We start from the raw sequence: 17,469 nt of genomic DNA on the forward strand, positions 1-17,469 counted from the left end.
ACTCAACCTCAATGCCTGCTTCGTTAATTCGGTACATCTTGATGGTCGCTGATTTAAGCGTTCTGGATTGGCACAGCGCACGAAGCAGCGTTGGCGTTGTACGATCAAATTCCTTCTGAATCGAGATTGGGGTATGCACCCGTGTTCCAGTCAACCTGCCTGTGTGCTGATCTACCGGGATTGTAATGTTGTGCATCACCGTGTTCAGTTCAATCGAACCGAGGCGAGTTGGCATCGTACAGGAACCCACAATCGGAGAACCATTTTCATCTTCTAACCATAAATGCGCTGGAACAGACATATTTAATCCTTTAAAGTTTTCGACATTTATAAACAACAAAAATATACGCACACAAGTAAACGATCCCCACGCTCAACATGCCGCTGTCAGGGAATAGGTAAAATTGCAACATGCCATACAGCACAGTAACAATAACCGGCACGTAAATACGCAGCAGCATTTTTGATTGTGACCTCAGCCACTGCCTTAAGAAACGTTTCATGCCCTTACCATCAGTTTAGCGAGCACCTGAGCAAGTTTATGCTCTGAAATCCATGAATTATTAAGCGAACTTACTGACTTAATTGGAAGCTTCATCAATAACGCCAAAAGCTAAGCAATCATCCTCTCATTCCATCCATCCTTAAACATAATATTTCCGTCCACGTATTTCCATGCAATCGTTTCATATCGTAGCTCAATATTTTCCAGATGTGTGCTGGTCTGGGCGTTTGGCAGCAAAGCCGGAGAGATGCTGGAGATTTTGACGTTTTCCAAAAGAATATTGAAATACTCAACCTCAATGCCTGCTTCGTTAATTCGGTACATCTTGATGGTCGCTGATTTCAGCGTACGGGCCTGGCACAATGCACGAAACAATACCGGTGTTGTTCTATCAAACTCTTTTTGAACGGATATAGGGGCATGAATCCTCGTGGCTGTAAGCCTTCCCGTGTGCTGATCTACCGGGATGGTAATATTGTGCATGACCGAATTGAGCTCTATCGAACCGAGGCGGGTTGGCATCATGCACGAACCCACAATTGGCGAACCACTTTCATCGTCTAACCAGAGATGTGCTGGAGTTGACATATTAATTCCTTTGAATTTAACGAAATTTATAAACAGAGATTATTAGCGTGAGAAGATATACAAGGCCCACGCTCATCATTCCACTCTCGGGATAGAAATAAACTTTAAGCACACCAAACACGAGAGCACATAAAACCGGAACATAGGTGCATAACAGAAATTTTAATTGTTCTACTAACCATCTCTTCAAATACCTCATCATATTTCACTTCAACCTACTCGTATGCAAACTTGAAGAGCATTATGTTTCAGCACGCTAAATATGCTCTATTGCATCCTTAAATTTAACGACATTTGTAGATAACAAATGATAGAGAGCACAAATAAAATATCCCTACACCTAGCATACTGCTATCTGGAAAAAAGTAGATTTGTAGCAGCGCAAAAATTATTGTTGAGACTATCGGCACGTAAGTGCAGATCAGAAATTTCGATTCTGATATTAACCATTGCTTTAAAAATTTCTTCATCACTTCCCCACTAACTTCATCAATACTTCAGCGACTTCGTAATCTGAAAGCCATTGATTTCTTAGCGCACCAGCCCGCATGAATGAAGGTTCAATAAGGAAATACATCATTTCGAGTTCTCGCATATACAATGCGTGATAAAAAGGAGGGTGCATTATTTGCAAGCGCTTTGCGCTGTCTGCTGCATTTTGAACTATGGCATAAATTCCCAATAATGACGCTGCCGCGCCAACTGTAGTACCAACATTACGCCCAACAGGAAGCGTTATATTCATCCCCAGAACGACAGCCATAGTCGCACCAGCACCAAATGCGCGAGTAGTTAGTGTGCTGGCTGCAATGTGAATGTTGGCTCGCATCAGATGAATTTTAATTACTTCAAGCTGCCTGTATGATCTGCGCTCAAGCTGATAGTCAATGTAAGTTTGTACCAGTGAATAAATAATATCTCTATCTTTGATTAACCGTATGACCGCTTTTCTAAAACGATTATCTTCCAGCATCTGATTTTTACAGACGTCTATGTATTCATCAGTAAAGCACGATGCATAAAATGAAAGCCGCGTCGCCCCTTTATTGATCTTACTGACTTGTTCGGAAACTGCATCAATAACGCCGGAAACGGCGTTATCGAGCTTTTCTGCCAAAACCCTTTGCGCCTGAAGCTGCTTTATGACCGCATCACTGTGGTACATACATATCCTTATAGTTAATTCCGTTAACCATAAAAACTATAGGGTAATGATATAACTCCGTGAAGATAAATTTTAACCAGATGTGATCCTTATTCATAAAATAAGGATGTGTAAATCCGCACTTAATGGTGTGTTTTATTCGTTTCAGTAAAGAAAACACTGAGATGTGTTGGTGTTTGAAATATCAATTATTTAATACGTGATTGCGTACAGATATATTTCAAGTGTCTTGAGCTTATTAATGAGAAACGGTCGCCATGAATGGCGACCCTACGGGTTAATTCATTACTAATCCGCCATCGACGTATAAGGTTTGCCCGGTTACAAACTCGCTCCAGTCGGAAGCGAGGAACAGCACCGGGCCGGTGACATCTTCCGGTCGCGCGATACGGCGCAGCGGGGTTTGCGCGGTGAGAAAATCGCGCACTTCTTCGCGCGTTGCCTGGCTGGCATCGGTTGGATACACCAAACCGGGCGCGACGCAGTTAACGCGAATTCCTAGCGGGCCGAGTTCGGTTGCCAGCGTGCGGCTAAAGCCGGTCAGCGCCGCTTTCGCGGTGATGTAATCGTGATACGGCACCGAAGGACGCGCCACCAAATCGCTGGTGAGATTGACGATGCTGCCGCGCACGCGCGCACGCATTAAAGGCAGCGCCGCCTGGCAGACGTTATAGGCGGCTTTCACCGCGCCATCGAACTGCGACTGATAGCCCGACCATGGCGTTTCCCAAAAGCGTGAACGATTTTCGGTGTCGAAAACGTATGGTGCGAAAGCATTGTTGATCACCGCATCGAGGCGGCCGGTGGCGTTGACGATCTGCTCCATCATCGCGTTGACCTGTTGTTCAGAGGTGACATCTGCGGCAATCGCCAGCGCGTCGCCGCCCAATGCGCGGCACTCTGCAACTACACCCGCTGCAGCAACTTCGTTGCGCAGATAGTTCACCACCACAAATGCGCCTTCAGCGGCGAAGGCTTTAGAGATTGCTGCACCAATGCCGCGACTTGCGCCGGTTATCAGAATGATTTGGTTGGAGAATTTCATTGTTAATCCTTTGGATTAAGGTACGTTTCAGCCAGGTGCGCATTAATGCGCACCCTACAAAACCGGTGCGTCGTAGGGTCACCATTCATGGCGACCGCGTCACTCCGCATACGGTGCGTAACTTTCTGCCGCAGCTTCTGCGCCCTGATCGATCTCCGTGATGGTCACCAAATCCAGCAAACTAAAACGCCCGTCGTGATGCCAGCCCGCTTCCGGCGAGGTCATGTTGCCGAACGCTGCGATGCGAGTGACGCCAACTTGCCCAAGCAAAGCAGAGATGCGGAACAATTCCTGCGGCGCGGCCGCCACGCCTGCGGTTTGCAGAAAATGCCGCTGCTGCGCCACCAAATCGACCACTTCCTCCAGCGCATCCACGCACACCACTTTAAACGTACGGCGCAGCGCAGCAGGCGATAAAGGCTCTGCATGATCAACGCTCACCACTGCCCAATCGTCTGACGCCTCGCCATAAAGCGTACGATCTCCACCCAGCGCACGGATCTCCTCGCCATTTCGCCACGCAGCAATGCTGTTCGTCTCATCATTAGCCAGCGGACGGCGCGGATGTTTGTGCGCCAGCGCGGCGAGTTCATGCGCGATATAGCTGGCGAACTCATCCGGCGATACCTTGCCGCCGCGCTCGACAAATAGCATTTGTGGCGAGTAGCAACCGGCCTGGTCGTAACGCATCACGTCATAGGCCACACGGCGCGCCAGCTCCGCGCCCTGCCGAGTATTTAACGCCGAACGCGCCACCATTCCGAAACTGATTTTGTGTCCGTGCGGCAGAAAGCGCGTGGTAACCGGCAAACGTTGTTGGATCGCCGCCAGCGTTGGGTTGCTGCCATAAGCCACCAGTGTATCGGGCTGGCGCAGCCAGGTTGGCTCGGTTTGCGCATCGCCGCCTTTCCACCACACCACCGCGATGCACTCGCCGAGTTTTGGATCGATTTCCGCCAGCAACTGCGTGAACCAGCTTGCCATCAGCGGCTCATTGCCCGGCAGTTTGCCGATGGTGCCCGCCTTGACCAGCAGGCCGCAAATCAAACTCCACAGCGGCAAACCCGGCACGTTGCCCGCCCAGATATGCATCAACAGTTGCGGGCCAAACGCGCGTGCAAAGCTGCCTTTGGGGCGTGGCTGGAAATCGTCGAGCATCTGCGGATCGGCGAAATCCTCCGCCAGAAAGCGCTTCAGCTGCGGCTGACGGAAAGTTTTCAGGTAGCCGGTGAGGCCAAGCCGCACCATGTCGGCATCATAACCAGTGACGATGGGCAGCAGCTTTTCGGCTTTGATGCGCAGTGGATGATGACGATCGAGCAGTCGCGCCACCGCTTCATCAATGATGGCGAGGATCTGCGCGACGCTCAGCTGCTGGAGATAAGCGCGGGCGTTGCTGCGAATGCGCGCCGCGAGCGCCGTGATCTGCGCGTCATTAAGTTGCGGCACGCTAACCTCAAGGCTTTCGCCGTGATGATTGAAGCTCAGCGTGTGCCACTGCACTTCGTCAGCGGAAAAGCCCGGCAGATGTCCGGCAACTTCCTTCACAGCGGTGCCTGCGCGCTGGAGAGAAACGCTTCCATGGTCAGCGAACAGCCTTTGGCACCAGCGCCGGTCGCGCGTCCCAGCAGATGGAATCCGCCGGGCACGATCACGCCCGCATCTTCGGTTAACAAGGCAGAAACCGAGTTGAAATGTGCCAGATCGTGATGCACCAGCACGCCAATCTCGCCGTCCGGCACATCATCGCCGGTAAGCGGATTAACCACGCGCGTGCGGATCCAGTGTGGCCCGGATTTCACCGGCGGGCAGCGTTCATTGCCCGCATCGTAAAACTGCGTGCTGATTTCCGTCATACCGTACATGTTGATGCAGTGGGAACGCGGAATGCCGAAGGCGTGAGAGAGCGAAGCGTAGAAATCCTCTGCGCCAATCTCGCGCGACTGGCCTTTGAAACCGCCGGTATCGAGAATGCGACTGCCGGCAGGCAGCGCGAAGCGGCGTTGCTGGCGCCGCATTTCATCCAGCAGATGGACAAAGCTGTAGCTGGCACCCAGCAGCGCATAAGGTTCACCGCTGGCTTCGGCCTGCTCGAGCGCACTAAACAGGCGATCGAGATCGAGGCCATGCTCGCCCACCATTCCTTCGCTGTCTGGCGTGCCGCACTCCTGCAGCGCCAAATCGAGATAGGTCGCCAGCGAGGAATTGGGCATCGCCACTTTATCCGGGAACAAAATGCCCATGCGCATGCGTTCGCTGCCCGCCATAAAGCGACGGCGGAAGTTGAGCAGCATCGATTTCTTCCACACGTCCAGCGTCGGATGGTAGCTGCGTCCTTTTACCGCGCCGGTGGTGCCGCTGGTCATGAAGATTTCGGCAATCTGGTCGATGGGACGGCAGCTGAGCGTCAGATCTTTGAAGGCGTTAATTGGGATAGCGGGAATGTTGCGCCAGCTTTTCACCGTCAGCGGCGTGCGTCCGCGCTGGATGGCGAAGCGGCGATAAGGTGGGTTGTGTTCGAATTGATAAGCGAAGATTTCGAGGGCCAGCTGGTTGAAATCGTCGTCTGAGGACTCTTCGCGCTGCAGGAATGTCAGCAGAGTCTGGATGATGTGTGTTTCGTTCATGTGCGTCGCCACCTTTGCGATTGCGCAGAGACTCTCAGGCACCGCCTGAAGAGCGCGAACTGTCCGCTACAAAGCACAAAGAGGGAATCAGGGCGCAATATCGCCCTGCGGTTCCGCATCCCTACGCCGGTATTAGCCGGATCAGGTTCGGAGGGTCACTACGTTGCCAACGCATACACGCCAGCCGGTAGAATCTCAGCCCCTTAACAGAGCACCCCTTGGAACAAGCCGCAGTCTAGGATGGCGCGCGATGATGTGTCAACCATGTTAAATTCTGGCCTGTCCGGCATTCATCACGCCATGTCTTATACTTTGGGCATCAGTATTTGTGGAGGTGAAGTATGGCTGGCGGTTGGTCAGAAGACGGTGCAGTGCACAAACAAATTGATGCCACGGTTGATGACGCGGTGGCCCGCGCGCGCGAGAATCTCGGCCACGGTGAAAGCGCCGAGTTTTGCGACGAGTGCGGCGAACCGATCCCGGAAGCGCGTCGCGCGGCATTAGCTGGCGTGCGTTACTGCGTGAATTGTCAGAGTAAGATCGATAAAAAACAGGCGGCGACCAGCGGTTATAACCGCCGCGGAAGCAAGGATAGTCAGTTGCGGTAGTTTTTTATTGATGATGCAGTAACACCACCAAAAACGCGCCAATCCTTTGTAGGGTCGCCATTTATGGTGACCGAAATTCGCATATATGTCTGGATATGCTTAAATCGGTCGCCATAAATGGCGACCCTACGGTGCTTTGGCGTGATTACAGCTGAATATTAATCTGGGTTTTGTACCATCGGCTAAACGAAATAATTCAACGCGCAACGCAGCCAAATCGCTCATCAAGCAACGGATAATTTTTCGCGTCAGGCAGCTCAAAGTGCCACCATTCCGTTGGCATGGCGACAAAACCGCCGCCAAACATAATTGCGTTCAGCAGCAGGCGATTACGTTGTGCTTCGGCGGGGACATTCGGATGATACGGATGTGATTCTGCTTCCATCGCATCAAAGGCGGTGCCCATATCCAGCGGCTGGCCTTGTGCATCAAGTAACGTCAGGTCAATTGCGACGCCGCGACTGTGATTCGATCCCTGCGCGGGCGGCACCACATAATCTTTATCCGGACAGGCATCCCACAAGTGCCACTGCGCTTGCTGCGGCCGATAAGCATCGAGTACCAACAAACTGAATCCCGCCAGCCGGGCGATCTCAATGCTTTTTGCCAGTGCGTCGGTGGCGGCCGGATGCAGCAGCGCTTTGGCCTCCTGGTAAATGGCATAGCCCGCGATGTTATCCGCCGTGGCATATTTCAGATCGAAACGTAAAGCGGGAAAGGTTACAGCTAAATCAATCAGTTCAACGCCCTGCGTCATAGAACATCCTGCTCATTACTGGTCAGGCAATGATAATAACTGACGCGGTAGATTTGTCAGCCGTTCTGCGCCAGCGGGCGTGACACGCACCGTTTCGCTGAACGCCAGGCCTTGCGCGGAAATATACATGTGGAACACCATATTCTCTTCCAGCAGCCACTGCGCGTTAGCGTGGAAACTGCATGAAAAATCACTGGGTCGTGGCGTGCGTGTATAAAGCCCCAACGCATAGCCGGTGATATTGGGATAATCCGCGCGCAATCCTCTACTCAAAACCGCATCGCGCACGATGGCATCCACGTCGTGCGCCGTCATGCCCGGTTTCATGGCGGTAAATTGCTGATCCTGAATCGCGATCAGCTGTGCTGCCACTTCGGCACGCTGCGCCGAAATCTCTCCGACGATATAAGGCCGCATCAGGCGCGCGCTGTAATGTTTCACTTTTGGTATCAGCTCGACATGCAGCACATCGCCATTTTCCAGCCGCTGCTCGTGGCCGCTGGCATGCAGAAAACCATTATCACCGCTGGCGATCACTATCGGTCCGGTTTCGCCGGTATCCGCGCCAAGCCGCAAAAACTCTCCGGCGGCCAGCGCGGCGACATCGCGCACGCGCCAGCCGCCTTCAACTTCCGCGCCAATCGCCATCATTGTGGCATCGGCGATGGCAGCAGCCTGACGCAACGCGGCGATTTCCGCCGGGAATTTGACGCTGCGCAGCCGGTCGCTCAAGCCGGTTAAATCACACCACTTCACTTCTGTCAGATAGCGCGAAAGCTGCTGCCAGCTGTGTACCGTCATGCCGTATGAATAGAAGTCCGCGCCGATGCGCGCCTGTTGATATCCGCGACTGATCAGGCTTTGCGCCACCGCGTGCCAGGCATCCTGCTCATCGCGATAGCTTTCCACGTCAAGCGTTGGCGATTGCGCGCGGCATGGCGCTTCATCCAGCTGACGCAGCACCATCCAGGGTTCGCCGTTGAGCGGCACCAGGCAGGCACGGTACAAGGTTTCGGAGACAGTAAAGCCGGTGAGCCAGGCCAGCAGCTCACCGTGATCCACCAGCATGATATCGACCGCGTTCTGCTGCATGGCGGCGCGCAGACGCATCAGCGCTTCGGCGTGCACTACGCGGCCTCAACCGGCTGGCAAATCTCCAGAATGGCGAGCAGATAGATGCGCACCATATCGAGGAATTCACTGATTTCAACTCGCTCATCCGGCATGGTGTTGTATTTGCCGCCCGGCCCACAGACGATCCCTTCCATGCCCGCATGCTGATAGAGATGCGCCGCGTCAGTGCCAAAGAATGCCGGAGGCGTGATCACGCCGGTCGGTTGCTCGGTGCCACGCACGGTTTTCCAGCCGCGATTCACCGCTTTAACGATGGCCGATTCCGGTGACACTTCGAACGGCAACATGGTGGGCTTATCGCGGATGCCATCATCGTAAAGTTCAGCTTTCAGGCCCGGATAACGCTGGCACAAGGTATTCAGCAATGCCTGCAGATCGGCGAGCACGCCTTCCACGGTTTGCCCCGGCGCGAAGCGTGCCGAGCCTTTTAAGCGCACAAAGTCAGCCACCTGCGGCGGTCGCCACTCTTCCAGATCGCGGCCCAACGCGCCATGCACGGTACCGATATGTCCACGGTTAATCTTCAGATGCTCAGCAGTTTTGGCACCGCTGAAGGTCATGCCGTTGATCTGCGGAATCAGCTCGACAGCGGCGCTGATCGCATCCACCGCTTCTTCACGTTTCGATAAATGGCGCGTATCGCCGGTGAGCTCAATGGTAAACATCAGCGAACCGGCGTGCATGGTGAGCGCTTGCAGATCGGTGGGTTCCGCATTGATGAAGTAGTCGGCGCGCACACCTTGCTCAATCGCCGCCAGCGTGCCAATGCCGCCCTGCAACTCGCCCACCACGTAGGTCAGAATCACATCACCTTTCAGCTTCACACCGGCATCAATCAGGGTTTTTAACGCGCAAAAGTAGGCGGCATCACCCGCTTTCATGTTCGACACGCCGATACCGTAGATAAACTGCTCGTCAATTTTTCCTGCCCAGGGATCGACGGTCCAGCCTTCGGTGACCGGATTGGTATCCAGATGTCCGTTGAACAGCAGGCTTTTGCCGCCGCCGCAGCCTGCTAGTCGTCCAATGGCGTTCAGTCGATCGCCAGGCACCTTCTGCAGTTCGGTTTCCAGGCCCAGCTGCGCCATCTGCGCGGCCATGTATTTCGCCAGTTCACGTTCGCCATCGGTGGCGCTGTAGCTTTTGTGTTGCACCATTTTTGCCAGGAAAGAGAGGCAAAAGTCGCGATCGATATGATGAATTAACTGTTCAGGATTCATGTGTTTCTCGTCATGCAACGGACTTGGATAAGTCGGGAATATGCACCGCATTAAGCAGTGCACGGGTATAAGGATGCTGCGCCAGCGCCGTCATGTTGTCGCCGGGCAGCACTTCCACCACGTCACCGCGATACATCACCGCCACGCGATGGGCGATCTGGCGAATCAGGTTCAGATCGTGGGTAATAAACAGATACGCGGTGCCGTAGCGGCGGCGCAGCTCCAGCAGCAGCTCGATGATGGTGGCCTGCACCGAGACGTCGAGCGCGGCGGTGATCTCGTCGCAAATCACCAGATCCGGTGGATTAGCAAAGGCGCGGGCAATGGCGACGCGCTGCTTCTGACCGCCCGACAGCGCATGCGGATAACGCTGCGCAAACTCCGCCGGCAAACGCACTTCCTGCAGCAGGCGCGCCACCGCCTGCGCTTCGGTTTCGCCCGGCGGCAAACCGTACAAGCGCAGCGGTCGCGCGATGATCTCGCCGATGGTCATACGCGGATTCAACGAAGCATCGGGATGCTGAAAAATCATCTGCACGCGGCGGCGATACTCTTTATCCATCTGCGCACGGCCATGCAGCGCGTAGCCGCAAAAATCCAGCTCGCCACTGAACGGCACCAGTCCAGTGATAGCTTTACCCAGCGAGGATTTACCGGAACCCGATTCGCCGACCACGCCGAGAATTTCTCCCTGATGCATAGTGAGCGAAACCGCATTGGCGGCGCGCGTGGTATTGGCTTCGCGCTTCAGCAGGCGATCGAGTAAACCTTGTTTGCCGTAATCGATAGTTAGCTGCTTCAGACCGAGTAACGGTTGATTGCCCGGCGCGTCCTGCACCAGCCGGTGTTGCGGATTAGGCACCGCTTCAATCAGCTTGCGCGTGTAGGCATTTTGCGGCGCGTTAAACAGGCTACGCGTGTCGGCCTGTTCGACTATGCGCCCTTGTTCCAGCACACAGACGCGATTGGCGACTTTGGCGACTAACGCCAGATCGTGCGAGATATACAACGACGCGACGCCGGTCTCTTCGCGCAACCGCTCGTAGAGATCGAGGATTTGCGCCGAGCTGATTACATCCAGCGCGGTGGTTGGCTCATCAAAAATCATGCAGTCCGGCTGGCAGGCAAACGCGGTGGCGATCAGGATGCGCTGCTTCTCGCCTCCCGAAACCTGATGCGGATAGCGGCGCATCATGCGCGCCGGATTTTTGAGCTCAACGTCGTGCAGCAGCGATTCGCCCAGCTCCTGCGCTTCACGCGCCGATAACCCGCGATGGCGGCGTAACACTTCGGTGACCTGCTCACCCAATGTCAGCGTGGGATTGAGCGAGGCGCTGGGATCCTGAAAAATCATCCCGAGTTTGGCCCCGCGCAGTGCCGTCAGTTTGGCCGCTGGCAAGGTCAGCAGGCTGTCGCCGTTCAGGCGGATATCGCCTTGCAGCTCACGCGCGTTACCCGCCAGCCAGCGCATAATCGCCCAGCCGAGCGTGGTTTTACCGGAGCCTGATTCGCCCACCAGCCCGAGTACTTCGCCGGGCATCACTTGCAGGTTGATGTCGCGTAATACCGGCAGCGCATTTCCTTTGGCTAACGCGTAATCGAGGCTGTAATTTTCCACCGACAGCACCGGTGCAAGCTTGTCACTCATCAGTGGCTCCTTGGGTTGAGCACATCACGCAGCCCGTCACCCAGTAAATTAAAACCAATGGCGACCAGCGCGATGGCGAGGCCCGGAATCATCATCATCCACGGCGCATTGAAGAAGTAAGCGCGCGCTTCTGAGACCATCAATCCCCATTCCGGCTCTGGCGGCTGTGCGCCTAAACCCAGAAAACTCAGGGTGGCAAACAGCATGATGGCGAAGGCAACGCGAATGGTGGCTTCAACGATGATCGGCGCCAGAATATTCGGCAGCATTTCGCGCAGGATGATGTAGTGCCCGGCTTCGCCGCGCGCGATGGCAGCGTTGATGTAATCCTGCTGACGGGCGGCTAACGCCACGCTGCGCGAGATGCGCACCATGCCCGGCACAAAGGCGATGGTGATCGCCAGCACCGCGTTCATGCTGCTCTGCCCGAGCGTGCTGACAATCAGCAACGCAAACAGCAGGCTGGGAATCGCCATCACCGCATCCATGGTGCGCATCATGAACTCATCAAATTTGCCGCCCAGATAGGCGCTGGCAGTGCCGAGCACCGAACCGATCACCATCGCCAGCGCGGTAGCCAGCAGCGACAGTAAAATGGTTGAGCGCGCGCCCACCATCACGCGGCTGAAGATGTCGCGGCCCATTTGATCGGTACCAAACCAGTGTTCCGCGCTGGGCGGCTTATAGCGCGTCAGGATGGAAATCGATTCAGGATCAAAAGGCGCAACGTGCGCGCCGCCTACCACCATCAGCAGCGCCAGCAAGATGATCAGCACGCCAGCGGCGCCCTGCGGTGAACGCAGCAAACGTTTCAAAATATCAGGCATAGGAGATCCGCTTATCGAGAGTGACGTAGGCCAAATCAGCCAGGAAGTTCACCACTGAATAGGTCGCGGCGAGGATCATCACGCCAGCCTGAATGGTGGGCAGATCGCGCGCCTGCACGGCGACAATCAGTTCGCGGCCAATGCCGGGAATGGCGAAGATCTCCTCCACCACTACAATGCCGCCCAGCAGATAACCAACATCCAGCGCCACAATGGTGATGGTCGGCAACAAGCCGTTACGCAGCGCATGTCGCCAGAGAATGCGACGACGCGATAAGCCTTTCAGCCACGCGGCGCGGATGTAATCGGTATGCAGCACATCGACCATTTCTGAGCGCACCATGCGCGAAACGTGCGCCACCAGAATCAGCGCCACGGTGACCGACGGCAGAATCAGGTGCTGAATGCCACTGACGAAGTTCTCACTGAGCGGCACATAGCCGGTGGCGGGCAAAATCTGCCAGACATCGGCAAACAGCAGCAAGACCAGCGTGGCGGTGACGAATTCCGGGAACGAGATGCCGATATAGGAGATAACGCTCACCAGCAAATCGGCGGTTTTGCCGCGACGCACCGCCGCCCAGATACCGAGGGGAATGGCGATAATCAGCATCAGAATTAAGGCGCACACCGCCAATAGCAGCGAACGCGATAACGCCGTTAGCAATGTCGGTGCCACTTCGAGGCCATTGCGCATTGATAAGCCAAAGTTGCCTTGCAGTGCCTGCGTCAGCCAATGCCAGTATTGCAACCACGCTGGGGCATCCAGCCCCAGACGTTCACGCACCGCCGCCAATGCTTCCGGCGTGGCGTTTTGTCCCAGCAAGGTGACAGCCGCATCGGCCGGTAACAGTTGAGTGATGCCAAAGACCAGCAGCGACACCACTAACAAGGTGTAAATCATCAGCAGAAGGCGTTTGAGCAGATAACTTGCTGTCACGTTCGCTCCTTACACTGCGCGCTTCGGCGCTTTGTCGGTCAACCAGATATGGTCAAGACGGAACACCGCACCGCGCGGATGCAGGTGATATCCGCCGACATAATCGCGGCTGGCAGCGAGCAGATCGAAGAAGGTTGGGATCACCGACGGCACTTCGTCATGCATGAGCTGCTGCGCTTTGCCATACAGCGTGGCGCGCTGGGCTTCATCGCGGGTTTCACGCGCTGCACCGACCGCTTTATCAAACTCCGCGTTGTTCCAGCGCGTTTCATTCCAGGATGCGGTTGAGGTGTAGAGCAGAGAAAACACTGCGTCTGGCGTCGGCTGCATGTTGTAGAAGCCGACGTAGAAATTGCCTTTCTTCCACACCTGATCGAGATAGGTGCTGTGCGCCATGGTCTGCACGTTGATGCGGAAACCGCCCTGTTTCGCCATCTCGCGCAGCGCGATGCCTAGCTGGGTGCGAGTGGCCGGTTTGTCGGAGGCGATAAGCGTTAAATCCAGACCGTTGGGATAACCGGCATCCGCCAGCAGCGCCTTGGCTTTGCTGTAATCCACCGCTTTTTTCGCCAGGTTGGCGAAGAATGGATACGCGCCGTTAATTGGCGTGTCGTTGCCCGGTGAACCCAGGCCATCCGCCACGAAATCCACTGACGCCTGACGATCAACACACAGCGCCAGCGCCTGACGCACCCGCACATCGTTGAACGGTTTTTGGTCGCAGCCCATGTTCACATTAAGGAACTGGCCGGAGGCCACGCGCAGCGGCAGCACACCGGAAGATTTGGACAGGCGCGCGAACTCGCTCGACTGCGCGCTCAGCATCAGATCGGTGTCACCGGCGATCAGCGCGGAACTCTCCGCGATGCCATCGGGATAAACCACCACTTCCACGCCATCCAGATAGGGGCGCGCCGGATCGTAGTAATGCGGATTGCGCTTCACCACAATTTTGCGTTCTGGATCATAGGACACCAGTTGGAAAGGACCGGCGCCGAACGAGGCTTTGCTCAGCTTGTCATACTGGCCTTGCGCGATACTGGCGGGGATGATTTTCGCATCCGGATAAGCCAGCATCACCGGCAAATCGGCGTAAGGCGCATCGGTTTCAATCAATACCGTATTGGTGTCTGGCGCGCTGACGGCTTTAATCGGCCCAATGTTATGCAGCGCCGGTGAGGCATTTTTTGGATCGAGCAGCGCCTGCAGGCTGGCGACCACATCCGCTGAGGTTAACGCGGAACCGTCGCTGAACTTCAGGTTCGGGCGCAGGGTAAATGTCCACTGCTTGAGATCGGCGCTGGCCTGCCAGGATTGCGCCAAATCGGCTTCGGCTTTCATCTCCTGCGTCAGACGCGTTAAGCCGCTGTACAGCAGTTCCGCCACCAGATATTCCGGGTTGACGCGAACCTGATGCGGATTGAGCACGCTGACGGCCTGGTCAACGCTGATGCGCAGCACGCCGCCTTTACGCGCGGTGCCGCCCGGCGTAGCGCTCGTCACCTGCGCGGCATGGGCCGAGAACGACCAGGGCAGCATCGCTGCGCCCGTCAGAGCGGTAGAACTGGCGATAAACTGTCTGCGGTTTAACCCTTTCATTGCGCACATCTTCTCTTCCTCGTTAAATAGTTAATTACCCTGGGTTGGCTGAAAATCATCGGCGAGATACGCCAGAATGGACTGCGAAAGTGCGATCAAATCTGCCAGCGTGGTGTACTCATCGGCGGCATGAATGCGATTGTCGGGACGGGCGAGGCCGCCGAGTAAAATCTCCTGAATCCCGGCTTGCTGGACCCAGCCCATATCGGAACTGGTGGACGATCCCCAGGGTTTGAACTCGCTGGGTTGGAAGCCAAATCCCTGACTCAGTGCCGCCTGCCAGCGCGGCCAATGCGGTCCGTCAGGATTTGCGACCGGCGCCAGATGACCAATCATTTGCAGCGTGACGTCGAGCGCGCGGCTATCGCGCATCGCGTTTTCCACGCAGTGCGTCAGCTCTTGCCACACCGCGTCAAAGCGCTCCTCCGGCGCGTAACGGCGATTAATCAGCAGCTCAAAACGTTCCGGGATGGTCGAGCCTTTGCTGCCGCCCTGTGCGGCAGCCAGCGTTAACAGTGACGTCAGCGGTTTGCCCTGATAATGCGGCGGAGAAGGCATCGCCGAGGTGCGTTGTTCCACCTCGAGCTTCAGCTGGTAAAGCGCGTTCATCAGCGGCAGCGCCGCTTCGATAGCATTGATGCCGTTAACCGGATCGCCAGAGTGCGCCGAACGTCCGGTGATAATCACTTTGAGATCGATGCTGCCAAAGCAGCCGGCCCAGATGCGCGGTACCGCGCCGCCGTTGAAGCTGAGCAGATGACCGGAGAAAAGCTGTTGTTCCGCCAGGTAACGGATACCCGGATACAAGCCGCCCTCTTCATCAGTGCACAGCAGAAATACCGGATTAAAACGCAGCGGAATCGCCGCCGCCTGCGCCGCGCGTACCGCCGCCATCGCCGCAACAATGGTGCCTTTCATGTCTGCGGCGCCGCGCCCAAACAGCTTGCCTTCCGCTGCAGTCAGCGTCAGCGCCGGAAAACGCCAGCCATCACCGGCGGGCACGGTATCGGTATGGAAATAGAGATTGCAGTTTTCAGCCGCACCGGCATCGAGTGACGCCAGCAGATTGACGCGTTCACCGTACGCGCTGCCGTCCGGTGCCTGCCATAAATGTTCCGGCACCGAGACACGCGCAAAGCGGAAATCCAGCGGCTGCAACAAGTGCGTCATCACGTCAGCAAAAGCGCCATAACCGTTGCCCGGCGGGAAGCAGGTATCGACCTCGAGCATCTGTTTAAGGTCATGCGACATTTGCGCGCCGTCGTTAGCAATCATCGCTAATGCACTGTTAAAGCGTGAATTTTTCATCATAGGATTATCGTCTGTTGTATTTCTATATAGTTTATAGATAATGCAATTCAACCACGGCGGTCAATCGGTAATAGGAAACATGCAAAAAAACTATGACGCGAACGATGCTCAACCTTTCGCCAGGCTCAGCGAAGGTGAAGGTGCGCCGCTCTATGAAGTGGTCAAGCGCCATATCAGCGAATCGATCCTGCAAGGCGAACTGCCCGCAGGCACAATTTTGCCGAGTGAAAATAGCCTGGCGGCGAAGTTTGGTGTGTCGGTTGGCACGGTGCGAAAAGCACTGGCAGCGCTGACCACGGAAGGCATGCTGATGCGCCGTCGCAAAACCGGCACCGTGGTCACCGGCTGGGCGCCGCTGCACAACCTCAGCCATTTTTTCCAGTATTTCCGGCTGCACGATAAAACCGGCGGATTGCTGCAATCCGATACCCGTTTACTCGATTATCAGCTCAGTCATGCCAGCGCCGACGAGGCGGAGAAACTGCAAATTGCACAGGGCGATGAGGTGATCCGCCTGAAGCGTGTGCGTCGTGTGAAGGGCATCGCCGCGATGCATGAAACGCTGGTGTTGCCGTCGGCGCGATTGGTCGATTTTCCTTCCGCCGATCAGTTGCCGCCACTGCTCTATCGCTATCTGTTTGAACGCTACGATTTGCGCGTCGCTGCGGTGCGCGAGCAAATCACCGCCACGCTGGCGAATGAAGAGGATGCCGCACTGCTGGAGCTGAGTTTGCCGCACGCCGTGATGGTGATTGATGAAGTGTCGTTTGATCAGAGCGCCCTTCCGGTGATTCTGGCGCACCACCGTTTTAGCACCGAAAACTTTATGTACGTGAATGAGATTCGCTGATCGCGCGGCATGAACCGCCGTTTGAGTCAGGTTAAACAGCGCAGATGCGCCGGGTTTCTGGAAGTTTCGGGAAAATGTTCTACGCTTTGAAGGTAGTTAAACGTATTCCACTGAAAGGAACTCATCATGATGAATAAAACAGTACTGGCAACGGCATTTCTTGGCACTTTTATGGCAATGACATTAACCGCTTGCTCTTCTAATCAGGCGATTAAAACCACCGACGGACGCACTATCGTGACGTCGGGTAAGCCGCAAATCGACAGCGACACAGGCCTTGTTTCTTACAAGGATGCGCAAAGCGGTAAAACTGAGCAGATCAATCGCGACAAGATTACCAACATGAGCGAACTGGATAATTAATATCCTTTAACTAGCCTGGAGAGACTAATGAAAAAATCAATTTTGCTTTCTGTTACTGCGCTTATTGCCCTGTCCGCTCTGACCGGTTGTACACGGACCTCGTACGCCATCCACACCAATGATGGACGCACCATCGTGACCGATGGCAAACCACAGGATGCCGAAACCGGCCTGCTGGGTTACGTCGATGCCAATGGTGTTAAGCAGCAAATCAATAAAAGTGACGTAAAAGAGATCTCTGAAGTTCCTAAGAAATAACTTTTCTGCCTGAAGCCGCCCGCT

The 17,469-nt window shown here is 55.3% G+C and carries 18 protein-coding genes and 1 riboswitch; of the genes, 4 read left to right on the plus strand and 14 right to left on the minus strand.

The window, feature by feature from the left end:
- From RTM06_RS06940 to RTM06_RS06965, 6 genes are all read right to left on the minus strand, one after another.
- Window positions 1-301: type VI secretion system tube protein TssD (locus RTM06_RS06940; protein WP_312180907.1), on the minus strand; the 301-nt coding region annotated here is incomplete at its 3' end.
- A 312-nt stretch (window positions 302-613) separates the two neighbouring features.
- Window positions 614-1,093 (minus strand): type VI secretion system tube protein TssD, encoded by a 480-nt coding sequence (locus RTM06_RS06945; RefSeq protein ID WP_312180909.1) that lies wholly within the window; start codon window positions 1,091-1,093, stop codon window positions 614-616.
- A gap of 469 nt (window positions 1,094-1,562) precedes the next feature.
- A complete protein-coding gene (locus RTM06_RS06950; protein ID WP_312180911.1) occupies window positions 1,563-2,258 on the minus strand; it encodes a hypothetical protein in 696 nt (231 codons plus the stop codon).
- A gap of 277 nt (window positions 2,259-2,535) precedes the next feature.
- The gene (locus RTM06_RS06955; protein WP_312180913.1) at window positions 2,536-3,303 is read right to left on the minus strand and encodes a 3-oxoacyl-ACP reductase; all 768 of its coding nucleotides are present in this window, start codon (window positions 3,301-3,303) and stop codon (window positions 2,536-2,538) included.
- Window positions 3,304-3,402: 99 nt separating this feature from the next.
- Window positions 3,403-4,851 (minus strand): acyl-CoA reductase, encoded by a 1,449-nt coding sequence (locus RTM06_RS06960; protein ID WP_312180914.1) that lies wholly within the window; start codon window positions 4,849-4,851, stop codon window positions 3,403-3,405.
- Window positions 4,848-5,930 carry a long-chain fatty acid--CoA ligase gene (locus tag RTM06_RS06965; protein WP_312180916.1) on the minus strand — a complete coding sequence of 361 codons (1,083 nt, stop codon included), beginning with the start codon at window positions 5,928-5,930 and terminating at the stop codon, window positions 4,848-4,850. Before RTM06_RS06965 ends, RTM06_RS06960 begins: the two co-directional genes overlap by 4 nt.
- Before the next feature lie 101 nt (window positions 5,931-6,031).
- A riboswitch (TPP riboswitch) is annotated at window positions 6,032-6,159 on the minus strand.
- Window positions 6,160-6,271: 112 nt separating this feature from the next.
- Here RTM06_RS06965 and RTM06_RS06970 point away from each other — a divergent pair.
- On the plus strand, window positions 6,272-6,538 hold the full coding sequence (locus tag RTM06_RS06970; protein WP_154190633.1) for a DksA/TraR family C4-type zinc finger protein: 267 nt from the start codon (window positions 6,272-6,274) through the stop codon (window positions 6,536-6,538).
- Between the two features lie 196 nt (window positions 6,539-6,734).
- Here RTM06_RS06970 and ddpX read toward each other — a convergent pair whose 3' ends face one another.
- Genes ddpX through RTM06_RS07010 form a run of 8 tightly spaced genes read right to left on the minus strand, consistent with a single transcriptional unit; the run spans window position 6,735 to window position 15,974 of the window.
- The gene (gene ddpX, locus RTM06_RS06975) at window positions 6,735-7,295 is read right to left on the minus strand and encodes a D-alanyl-D-alanine dipeptidase (RefSeq protein ID WP_312180919.1); all 561 of its coding nucleotides are present in this window, start codon (window positions 7,293-7,295) and stop codon (window positions 6,735-6,737) included.
- Between the two features lie 15 nt (window positions 7,296-7,310).
- Window positions 7,311-8,423: a Xaa-Pro peptidase family protein gene (locus RTM06_RS06980; protein WP_312180921.1), complete on the minus strand. Its 1,113-nt coding sequence runs from the start codon at window positions 8,421-8,423 to the stop codon at window positions 7,311-7,313.
- Entirely contained in the window at window positions 8,423-9,649 is a 1,227-nt protein-coding gene (locus RTM06_RS06985) for a M20/M25/M40 family metallo-hydrolase (protein WP_312180923.1), read from the minus strand. Before RTM06_RS06985 ends, RTM06_RS06980 begins: the two co-directional genes overlap by 1 nt.
- Window positions 9,650-9,659: 10 nt before the next feature.
- Window positions 9,660-11,297: an ABC transporter ATP-binding protein gene (locus RTM06_RS06990; protein ID WP_312180925.1), complete on the minus strand. Its 1,638-nt coding sequence runs from the start codon at window positions 11,295-11,297 to the stop codon at window positions 9,660-9,662.
- A complete protein-coding gene (locus tag RTM06_RS06995; RefSeq protein WP_008110632.1) occupies window positions 11,297-12,124 on the minus strand; it encodes an ABC transporter permease in 828 nt (275 codons plus the stop codon). The genes RTM06_RS06990 and RTM06_RS06995 overlap by 1 nt, the downstream gene beginning before the upstream one ends.
- On the minus strand, window positions 12,117-13,064 hold the full coding sequence (locus RTM06_RS07000; RefSeq protein WP_312180929.1) for an ABC transporter permease: 948 nt from the start codon (window positions 13,062-13,064) through the stop codon (window positions 12,117-12,119). The genes RTM06_RS06995 and RTM06_RS07000 overlap by 8 nt, the downstream gene beginning before the upstream one ends.
- A gap of 9 nt (window positions 13,065-13,073) precedes the next feature.
- Window positions 13,074-14,672, minus strand: coding sequence for an ABC transporter substrate-binding protein (locus tag RTM06_RS07005; RefSeq protein ID WP_312180931.1), 1,599 nt, complete (start codon window positions 14,670-14,672; stop codon window positions 13,074-13,076).
- Window positions 14,673-14,693: 21 nt separating this feature from the next.
- Window positions 14,694-15,974 (minus strand): M20/M25/M40 family metallo-hydrolase, encoded by a 1,281-nt coding sequence (locus RTM06_RS07010; protein ID WP_312180933.1) that lies wholly within the window; start codon window positions 15,972-15,974, stop codon window positions 14,694-14,696.
- A gap of 79 nt (window positions 15,975-16,053) precedes the next feature.
- Here RTM06_RS07010 and RTM06_RS07015 point away from each other — a divergent pair, with 79 nt between their 5' ends.
- The 3 genes from RTM06_RS07015 to RTM06_RS07025 all read left to right on the plus strand — a co-directional run bounded on the left by RTM06_RS07015 (window position 16,054) and on the right by RTM06_RS07025 (window position 17,445).
- Window positions 16,054-16,824: a GntR family transcriptional regulator gene (locus RTM06_RS07015; RefSeq protein ID WP_312180935.1), complete on the plus strand. Its 771-nt coding sequence runs from the start codon at window positions 16,054-16,056 to the stop codon at window positions 16,822-16,824.
- A gap of 129 nt (window positions 16,825-16,953) precedes the next feature.
- Window positions 16,954-17,187 (plus strand): YgdI/YgdR family lipoprotein, encoded by a 234-nt coding sequence (locus RTM06_RS07020; protein WP_155727019.1) that lies wholly within the window; start codon window positions 16,954-16,956, stop codon window positions 17,185-17,187.
- 27 nt (window positions 17,188-17,214) lie between these two features.
- Window positions 17,215-17,445: a YgdI/YgdR family lipoprotein gene (locus RTM06_RS07025; RefSeq protein WP_179452518.1), complete on the plus strand. Its 231-nt coding sequence runs from the start codon at window positions 17,215-17,217 to the stop codon at window positions 17,443-17,445.
- Window positions 17,446-17,469: the final 24 nt, after the last annotated feature.

The sequence above is a fragment of the Pantoea sp. CTOTU46764 genome (assembly GCF_031974595.1).
Lineage (GTDB): Bacteria > Pseudomonadota > Gammaproteobacteria > Enterobacterales > Enterobacteriaceae > Pantoea > Pantoea trifolii.

Bases quoted from the DNA above. Each gene is read 5' to 3' on its own strand.
- RTM06_RS06945 (WP_312180909.1), bottom strand. From the start codon at position 1,093: ATGTCAACTCCAGCACATCTCTGGTTAGACGATGAAAGTGGTTCGCCA.
- RTM06_RS06950 (WP_312180911.1), bottom strand. From the start codon at position 2,258: ATGTACCACAGTGATGCGGTCATAAAGCAGCTTCAGGCGCAAAGGGTT.
- RTM06_RS06955 (WP_312180913.1), bottom strand. From the start codon at position 3,303: ATGAAATTCTCCAACCAAATCATTCTGATAACCGGCGCAAGTCGCGGC.
- RTM06_RS06965 (WP_312180916.1), bottom strand. From the start codon at position 5,930: ATGAACGAAACACACATCATCCAGACTCTGCTGACATTCCTGCAGCGC.
- RTM06_RS06970 (WP_154190633.1), top strand. From the start codon at position 6,272: ATGGCTGGCGGTTGGTCAGAAGACGGTGCAGTGCACAAACAAATTGAT.
- ddpX (WP_312180919.1), bottom strand. From the start codon at position 7,295: ATGACGCAGGGCGTTGAACTGATTGATTTAGCTGTAACCTTTCCCGCT.
- RTM06_RS06985 (WP_312180923.1), bottom strand. From the start codon at position 9,649: ATGAATCCTGAACAGTTAATTCATCATATCGATCGCGACTTTTGCCTC.
- RTM06_RS06990 (WP_312180925.1), bottom strand. From the start codon at position 11,297: ATGAGTGACAAGCTTGCACCGGTGCTGTCGGTGGAAAATTACAGCCTC.
- RTM06_RS06995 (WP_008110632.1), bottom strand. From the start codon at position 12,124: ATGCCTGATATTTTGAAACGTTTGCTGCGTTCACCGCAGGGCGCCGCT.
- RTM06_RS07005 (WP_312180931.1), bottom strand. From the start codon at position 14,672: ATGTGCGCAATGAAAGGGTTAAACCGCAGACAGTTTATCGCCAGTTCT.
- RTM06_RS07010 (WP_312180933.1), bottom strand. From the start codon at position 15,974: ATGATGAAAAATTCACGCTTTAACAGTGCATTAGCGATGATTGCTAAC.
- RTM06_RS07015 (WP_312180935.1), top strand. From the start codon at position 16,054: ATGCAAAAAAACTATGACGCGAACGATGCTCAACCTTTCGCCAGGCTC.
- RTM06_RS07020 (WP_155727019.1), top strand. From the start codon at position 16,954: ATGAATAAAACAGTACTGGCAACGGCATTTCTTGGCACTTTTATGGCA.
- RTM06_RS07025 (WP_179452518.1), top strand. From the start codon at position 17,215: ATGAAAAAATCAATTTTGCTTTCTGTTACTGCGCTTATTGCCCTGTCC.